The organism is uncultured Arenimonas sp. (genome assembly GCF_963976025.1).
GTDB lineage: Bacteria > Pseudomonadota > Gammaproteobacteria > Xanthomonadales > Xanthomonadaceae > Arenimonas.
On the sequence record NZ_CAXBJS010000142.1, the window covers coordinates 1 to 6,983 of the forward strand.

Genomic DNA, 6,983 nt, shown 5'->3' on the forward strand with positions numbered 1-6,983 from the left:
CCGCGGAACTGCAGCGGCGCCGGCACGTAGCCGCCGCTGAGGCTGCTGGTTTCGAGCAGGCCGGCGTCGTGCAGGATTTCGCGGGCCTTCTTGAAGTCGTCCGGACGCACCACCCACACCGAGGGCTGCTGGCTGGGGTCGTGGTTCTTGTTCGAGTAGCTGAACTCGCGGCGGCTGTTGCCCTTCCAGGTGCGGCCGCCGTTGACCTTGGTCTGGATGCCGGCTTCGTTGAGCAGCTTTTCCACCGCCTCGACGTTTTCCAGCCGTACAGAGGTAAATACCTGGCGCATCAGTTCGGGCTCCATGCTTCGGGCAACACGCGGATAAGGCCTTCCTGGGCCGTGGAAGCCACCAGGCGGCCATCGCGGGCGTAGATCTGGCCACGCGCCAGGCCGCGCGCGCCCTGGGCGCTGGGGCTGTCGAGCGAATACAGCAGCCAGTCGTCGGCGCGGAAGGGGCGGTGGAACCACATCGCGTGGTCGAGCGAGGCCATCTGCACGTTCGGCTGGTAGTAGCTGATGCCGTGCGGGAAGGTCGCCGTGCCCAGCAGGTGGAAATCCGAGGCGTAGGCCAGCAAGGCCTGGTGCAGCACGCGCGAATCGCCGACTTCGCCGGTCAGCCGGAACCAGACCTGCTGGTAGGGCGGGCGCTTGGGCGGCTTGACCTCGTCGCGCGGGTACACCGGCCGGATTTCGAACGGACCCATGCGCGACAGCCAGCGCTGGGCCTTGGCCGGCAGCTGCGCCAGCTGTTCGGCGGTGGGGGCGGCGACCGGCTCGATGTCTTCGGGCGGCGGCACCGTCGGCATGGCCAGCTGGTGTTCGTTGCCCGGCTCGTCTTCCTGGAAGGACGCGGCAAACACGAAGATCGGCTTGCCGTGCTGGATGGCGGTGACGCGGCGCACCGAGAAGCTGTTGCCGTCGCGGGTGCGGTCGACGTCGTAGACGATCGGATTCTCGACGTCGCCGGCGCGCAGGAAGTAGGCGTGGATCGAATGCACGTGGCGGTCGCCGGCCAGCGTCTGCTGGGCCGCCGACAGGGCCTGGCCCAACACCTGGCCGCCGAAGACGTATTTGGTGCCGATGTCGCGGCTCTGGCCGCGGAACAGGTTGTCTTCGAGGCGCTCGAGGCGCAGCAGGTCCACCAGTTCGGCGGCGACGGAAGCGGTCATGGTGACTCCGGGGTTCGGCCGCCGATTATACCCGGCCGCCTAGGGCCGGATGCGTTCGAACGGCACCGCGTCGAGCACCTTCGACCAGGGGAAACGGGGTCCGGGGTCGCGCTTGCGGAAGACCTGCTGGTGCAGGTTGTCGCTGGCCGGCACCTGGCTCAGGTCCAGGTCCTCGTGGCCGGCGATGAATTCCAGCGACGGGATTTCATGGCGCAGCCAGGCCAGCAGGCCCAGCAGGGCCGCGACCTGTTCTTCGGTATAGGGCTCTTCCATGGTCTGGCGGCGTGAATCGAGCCAGTCCGGGTAGCGGCCACTATTGACCAGTTCGATGCCCACCGAACGTTCGTTGTAGCTGCGGGTGTGGTGGGCGATACGGTCGGGCGAAACGAAGACGTGGATGCTGCCGTCGCGGTCGATGTAGTAGTGGCCGCTGTTGCCGGTGCCGCTTTCGTAGAGTGCGCGTTCGCCGTATTCGCGGGCGGTGGCGAGGTCGGGCAGCTCGGTGCAGTGGATCACCACCAGGTCGATGTTGGTGCGGGGACGGGACTGCAGGCGCTCTTCGTAGGGCAGGGGCCAGTGGTTGAAGTCAGGTTCTGGCGGCAGGTCCGGGGTCATGCCCGCATGCTAACATCGCGACCGTTTCCGGAGTCCCCCATGCCGTTTCCCGCCGACCACGCGCCATGACTGGCCACGTCATCATCTCGCATGGTCTCGAAAGCGGCCCCGAGGCCAGCAAGGCCGCCGCCCTGGCGCGGGTGGCCGGCCAGCTGGGCTGGACCCATGAACGCCCCGATTACCGCGACCTCGACGTCCTGGGGCCGCTGGGCGACGTGAAGGGACGCATCCGCCGCCTGGCCGAACGTGCCCACCTGGCCACCCGCAAGCCGCTGGTGCTGGCCGGTTCGAGCATGGGCGCCTTCATTTCCGCGCATGTCTCGCGCGAGGTGCCTGTGGGCGGCCTGTTCCTGATGGCGCCGCCGGTGGCGCTGGAAGTCGAGCCCCGGCAGCTCAAGGCCGCCATGGTGCCGACCCGCATCATCCACGGCTGGGAAGACGAACTGATCCCGGCCATGGACGTGGCCCGCTGGGCCCAGCGCCGGCTCGACCCGCTGGTGCTGGTGCCCGACAGCCACCGCCTGGCGGCGCACGTGGAGTTCTGCGCCGAAGAATTCGGCCGTTTCCTGCAGATGCTGTCCTCGTGAAGTTCTTCGCCGCCTGCGCCAAGGGCCTGGAATACCTGCTCGCCGACGAGCTGCTGGCCCTGGGCGCCAGCCGCGCCAGCGCCGCGCTGGCCGGCGCCAACTTCGAAGGCGAACCCGAGGTCGCCTACCGCGCCGTGATGTTCTCGCGCCTGGCCAGCCGCGTGCACTGGCCGCTGGCCGAGTTCGACTGCGCCAACGAAAACGACCTCTACCAGGGCGTGCACGCCATCGACTGGCCGGCGCACCTGGACGCGGAAGGCACGCTGGCGGTCGACGCGCACGTGTCCGGCCCGGCGCTCACGCACGAACGTTACGCCGCCCAGCGCACCAAGGACGCCATCGTCGACCGCATGCGCGCCGCCCACGGCGTGCGCCCCTCGGTGGACACCGAAAGCCCCGACCTGCGCGTCAGCCTGGTGGTGCGCAAGGGCCGTGGAATCATCTCGATCGACCTGGGCGGCGGCCCGCTGCACCGCCGCGGCTGGCGCCAGTCGCAGGGCGAGGCGCCGCTGAAGGAAAACCTGGCGGCCGGCATGCTGGTGCGCGGTGGCTGGCCGAAGATCTACGCCGAGGGCGGCGCGCTGCTCGACCCGATGTGCGGCAGCGGCACGCTGCTGATCGAAGGCGTGCTGATGGCCGCCGACGAAGCGCCGGGACTGCGACGGCTTGCCGGCACCCTGCCCACGCGCTGGAAGCAGTTCGACGAACTGTTGTGGTCGCGCATCGAAACCGAAGCCCGGCAGCGCGCACAAACGGGCCGGGCGGCCCTGCGCCAGGTGTTCTTCGGCGCCGACCTCGACCCGCGCGCGCTGCAGTCGGCGGTGGCCAATGCCGACCGCGCCGGCGTCGCCGAGTGGATTTCGCTTGAACGCCGCGACATCGCGGCGCTGGTCGCGCCCGGCGCGGCGCGTGGCCTGGTCGTGTGCAATCCGCCCTACGACGCCCGCCTGGCCGCCGACCCGGCGCTCTACCGCGCCCTGGGCGACGCGCTGCGTTCGGCGGTGCCGGACTGGCGCGCGGTGCTGCTGTGCGGCTCCCAGGAACTGGCCCAGGCCACCGGCCTGCGCGCCAGCAAACGATATGCCTTCTTCAACGGCGCGCTTGAATGCACGCTGGTGCTGTGCGACCCGGTGCGGCCGCCCGAGCGCGCGCCGCGCGAGGCCAGGCCGCTGGGCGAGGGGGCGCAGATGGTGGCCAACCGCCTGCGCAAGAACCTCAAGCACCTCAAGTCCTGGCGTGAACGCGAAGGCGTGACCTGCTTCCGCGCCTACGACGCCGACCTGCCCGAATATTCCGCCGCCGTGGACGTCTACAACGAAGACGGCGGCGAGGCGCGGCTGTTCGTGCACGTGCAGGAATACGAGGCGCCGCGCAGCATTCCCGAAGCCGACGCCCGGCGCCGCTTCGGTGAACTGCTCGACGCGGTGCGCGAGACCTTCGCGGTGCCGCCGGCGCAGGTATCGATCAAGACCCGTGCACGCGGCAAGGGCGGCAGCAAGTACGGCAACATGGACCGCCGCGGCGAAACCTTCGTCGTGCGCGAGGGCGGGGCCCGCCTGCGGGTGAACCTGTTCGACTCCCCCGACCCCGGCCTGTTCCTCGACCATCGCCCGATCCGCCGGCGCATCGCCGCCGAAGCCGGCGGCAAACGTTTCCTCAACCTGTTCTGCTACACCGGCGTCGCCAGCGTGCAGGCGGCGGTGGGCGGCGCGGCCGAAACCACCAGCGTCGACCTCTCGGCCACCTACCTGGAATGGGCGGCGGCCAACCTGGCGCTCAACGGTGCAACCGGCCGCCAGCACCGCCTGGTGCAGGCCGACGCCATGGCCTGGCTCGACGCCGACCGCGGCCATTACGACCTGGTGTTCTGCGATCCGCCAACGTTCTCGAACTCGGCGCGCGCCGACGATTTCGACACCCAGCGCGACCACGTGCGCCTGCTGCGCGCGGCCATGGCCCGGCTGGCGCCGGGCGGCGTGCTGCTGTTCTCCAACAACTACCGCCGCTTCCGGCTCGACGACGCCGCCGTGGCGGAGTTCGCCCAGGCCCGGGAAATCAGCCCGGAAACGATCGCGCCGGACTTTGCGCGCAATCCGCGCATCCATCGCTGCTGGGAACTGCGCCGGCCCTGAGGCCGGCCGCGCGATCAGTCTTCGCCGCGCTTGCCGTCGCCCGCTTCCACCGCTTCAAGATAGGCGGCGTCGTCCAGGCGTTCGAGGCGCTGTATGCGGCAGCGCTGGCGTCCCGAAACCACGTATTCGCCGACGTGGCCGCAGACGCGGTTGCTGATGCTGTCGCCGATGAAACGAAGTTCGGGCGAAGTGCCCAGGGAAAAGCAGGACTCGGCCAGCACGATGCGGTACTTGCGGTTGCCGGCGTCGACCAGCAGGGTGGTGTCGTCAATGTGGGTCCAGCCGCGCGCGCGATCGGGATCGAGGCATTCGCTGGGGTGCACGGTCACGCCCGCCCGCGAAGGCGCCGGGTCGGCGGTGGTGCCGGCGGTGGTGCACGCAGCGAGCGGAATCAGGGCCAGAAGGGACAGGACGTGACGCATGGCGGTTGCCTCGGTGGGGGTCGGTGCCCCAGTGTTGTCGGGAATCACTTAACCTGCACGAAACAACAGGGCCGGCATTATCCTCGCATGATGGACCCCAATCCCCATTCCGCCCTGGCCCAGACCTGGACCTTCTTTCGCCAGTGGCTGAAGAACCCCCGCGGCGTCGCCGCCATCTCGCCTTCGAGCCAGCAGCTGGCCCGGCAAATGATGTCGGAACTGCCGCGCGGCGCGCGCCGGGTGATCGAGCTGGGGGGTGGCACCGGCGTCTTCACCCGGGCCCTGCTGGGGCAGGGCATCGCTCCGGCCGACCTGCTGGTGCTCGAACTCAACGAAGAACTGCACCAGCACCTGCAGCGGCATTTCCCGCAGGTGCACGTGGCCTGCGCCGACGCCCGCGATCTGGCCGACGTCGCCCGGGCCCATGGTTTCCACGGCGAAACGTCGGCCGATGCCATCGTCTCGGGGCTGGGGCTGCTGTCGATGCCACGGCCGACCCAGCAGGCCATCCTGGCCTCGGCCTTCGAGTGCCTGCAGCCGCAGGGGCGCTTCGTGCAGTTCACCTACGGCCCGGCCAACCCGGTGGCCAGGGAAGTGCTGGATGCGCTCGACCTGGTCGCCCGCCGCGGCAGCTTCACCTGGTGGAACGTGCCGCCGGCGACGGTGTACGTCTATACGCGGCGCGTGTCGCGCGCGATAACGCCGCGCTCGATGCGCTGAACGCCCCGGAGGGCCTTGCCTGGCGGTTCGCCTTACTGGCCGGTCTTGATCGTGGTCCAGGCGCGCACGCGCTCGCGCGTGGTCTGCGCCGGCAGCGTCACCGGGTCGACCAGCTTGGCCATCACGTCGGCGGGCGGGTACACGCCCGGGTCGCCGGCGATTTCCGGGTCGATCAGTTCCATGGCCGCGGTATTGGGGCTGGCGTAGGACACGTAGTCGACGATGCCGGCGGCCACCTCGGGCTCAAGCAGGTAGTTGATGAAGACGTGGGCGCTTTCCGGGTGCGGCGCGTCCCTGGGGATGGCCATCATGTCCACCCAGCGCACGGCGCCTTCCTTGGGGATGATGTAGGCGATCTCGATGCCGTTCTCGGCGTCCGCCGCGCTGTCGCGGGCCTGGAAGACGTCGCCGGAATAACCCATGGCCAGGCAGATGTCGCCATTGGCCAGGTCGTCGATGTAGCGCGATGAATTGAAGTAGCGCACGTGCGGCCGGATGCCGGCATAAACGTCGCTGACGACCTGGGTTTCGTCACCTTCCAGGGCATTGGCGTCGCGGCCTTTCCAGATAAGCGCGGCGGCGAAGGTTTCCTGTTCGTCGTCGAGCACGCTGATGCCGCAGGCGGCCAGCTTCTGTGCATTGGCCGGGTCGAAAAGCAGCGCCCAGGAATCGAGCGGCGCATCTTCGCCCAGGATTTCCTTCACCTTGCCGACGTTGATGCCCAGGCCCGTGGTGCCCCACATGTAGGGCAGGGCGTGGGTATTGCCGGGGTCGACGTCCTGCAGGCCGGCCAGCAGGTCGGCGTCGAGGTTGCCCAGGTTGCCAAGCTGCGCCTTGTCCAGCGGGGCGTAGACGCCGGCCTGGATGTGCCGCTGGGCAAAGGGTCGTGCCGAGGGGAAGACCACGTCATAACCCGACGAGCCGGCCATGAGCTTTGCTTCCAGCATCTCGTTGCTGTCGTAGACGTCATAGACCACGCGGATGCCGGTAGCGGCCTCGAAGTTGGCCAGCGTGTCTTCGGCGATGTAGTCCGACCAGTTGTAGACGTTGAGGACGGGCTCCTCCTGCGCCTGCGCGGCCCCGGCGGCGAGGCCGGCCGCGGCGACGGCGAGGACGGAAAGGGCGGTCTTGGAGGTCATTCTGCGGGCTCCCTGTCGGCGGCGCCTGCGCTGCGGGCAGGCCCTGTCGTGGGATGACCATATGGGCGGTCTCGCAAGCGCGAAAGAGGAATTCTGAACAGCTCGCCTCGGGTTGGCGGGGCGGCGACCGCCAGCGCCCGCGCCGCCCGCCCCCGAAGGCTTGGCCCCGGGGGCCTGGGCCCGGGGGCTGCGGGCGG

General features: G+C 69.5%; 7 protein-coding genes and 1 pseudogene. 3 read left to right on the top strand and 5 right to left on the bottom strand.

Going from position 1 to position 6,983, the window contains the following annotated elements; translation table 11 throughout:
- From AACZ35_RS10820 to AACZ35_RS10830, 3 genes and pseudogenes are all read right to left on the bottom strand, one after another.
- Window positions 1–290: pseudogene (locus AACZ35_RS10820) on the bottom strand (hypothetical protein); the annotation flags it as partial.
- Window positions 290–1,171 (bottom strand): acyl-CoA thioesterase II, encoded by an 882-nt coding sequence (gene tesB / locus AACZ35_RS10825; RefSeq protein WP_339829093.1) that lies wholly within the window; start codon window positions 1,169–1,171, stop codon window positions 290–292. The pseudogene AACZ35_RS10820 and the gene tesB, both read right to left, overlap by 1 nt.
- Window positions 1,172–1,210: 39 nt before the next feature.
- On the bottom strand, window positions 1,211–1,786 hold the full coding sequence (locus tag AACZ35_RS10830; RefSeq protein WP_339829095.1) for an N-acetylmuramoyl-L-alanine amidase: 576 nt from the start codon (window positions 1,784–1,786) through the stop codon (window positions 1,211–1,213).
- Window positions 1,787–1,851: 65 nt separating this feature from the next.
- Between AACZ35_RS10830 and AACZ35_RS10835 the strand changes: the two genes are divergently transcribed.
- A complete protein-coding gene (locus AACZ35_RS10835; protein ID WP_339829097.1) occupies window positions 1,852–2,373 on the top strand; it encodes a hypothetical protein in 522 nt (173 codons plus the stop codon).
- The gene (rlmKL, locus tag AACZ35_RS10840; RefSeq protein ID WP_339829099.1) at window positions 2,370–4,505 is read left to right on the top strand and encodes a bifunctional 23S rRNA (guanine(2069)-N(7))-methyltransferase RlmK/23S rRNA (guanine(2445)-N(2))-methyltransferase RlmL; all 2,136 of its coding nucleotides are present in this window, start codon (window positions 2,370–2,372) and stop codon (window positions 4,503–4,505) included. Before AACZ35_RS10835 ends, rlmKL begins: the two co-directional genes overlap by 4 nt.
- 14 nt (window positions 4,506–4,519) lie before the next feature.
- On the opposite strand, the gene AACZ35_RS10845 is transcribed toward rlmKL, so the two are convergent.
- Complete coding sequence (locus AACZ35_RS10845) at window positions 4,520–4,927, bottom strand: DUF6491 family protein (RefSeq protein ID WP_339829101.1); 408 nt, start codon at window positions 4,925–4,927, stop codon at window positions 4,520–4,522.
- Window positions 4,928–5,017: 90 nt separating this feature from the next.
- Here AACZ35_RS10845 and AACZ35_RS10850 point away from each other — a divergent pair, with 90 nt between their 5' ends.
- A complete protein-coding gene (locus tag AACZ35_RS10850) occupies window positions 5,018–5,647 on the top strand; it encodes a methyltransferase domain-containing protein (RefSeq protein ID WP_339829104.1) in 630 nt (209 codons plus the stop codon).
- A gap of 32 nt (window positions 5,648–5,679) precedes the next feature.
- Here AACZ35_RS10850 and AACZ35_RS10855 read toward each other — a convergent pair whose 3' ends face one another.
- The gene (locus AACZ35_RS10855; RefSeq protein ID WP_339829106.1) at window positions 5,680–6,786 is read right to left on the bottom strand and encodes a polyamine ABC transporter substrate-binding protein; all 1,107 of its coding nucleotides are present in this window, start codon (window positions 6,784–6,786) and stop codon (window positions 5,680–5,682) included.
- Window positions 6,787–6,983 lie beyond the last annotated feature (197 nt).

Excerpts from the sequence above, each read along its gene's own strand:
- AACZ35_RS10835 (WP_339829097.1), top strand. The coding sequence starts at position 1,852 with ATGACTGGCCACGTCATCATCTCGCATGGTCTCGAAAGCGGCCCCGAG.
- AACZ35_RS10850 (WP_339829104.1), top strand. The coding sequence starts at position 5,018 with ATGGACCCCAATCCCCATTCCGCCCTGGCCCAGACCTGGACCTTCTTT.
- AACZ35_RS10830 (WP_339829095.1), bottom strand. The coding sequence starts at position 1,786 with ATGACCCCGGACCTGCCGCCAGAACCTGACTTCAACCACTGGCCCCTG.
- AACZ35_RS10855 (WP_339829106.1), bottom strand. The coding sequence starts at position 6,786 with ATGACCTCCAAGACCGCCCTTTCCGTCCTCGCCGTCGCCGCGGCCGGC.
- AACZ35_RS10845 (WP_339829101.1), bottom strand. The coding sequence starts at position 4,927 with ATGCGTCACGTCCTGTCCCTTCTGGCCCTGATTCCGCTCGCTGCGTGC.
- tesB (WP_339829093.1), bottom strand. The coding sequence starts at position 1,171 with ATGACCGCTTCCGTCGCCGCCGAACTGGTGGACCTGCTGCGCCTCGAG.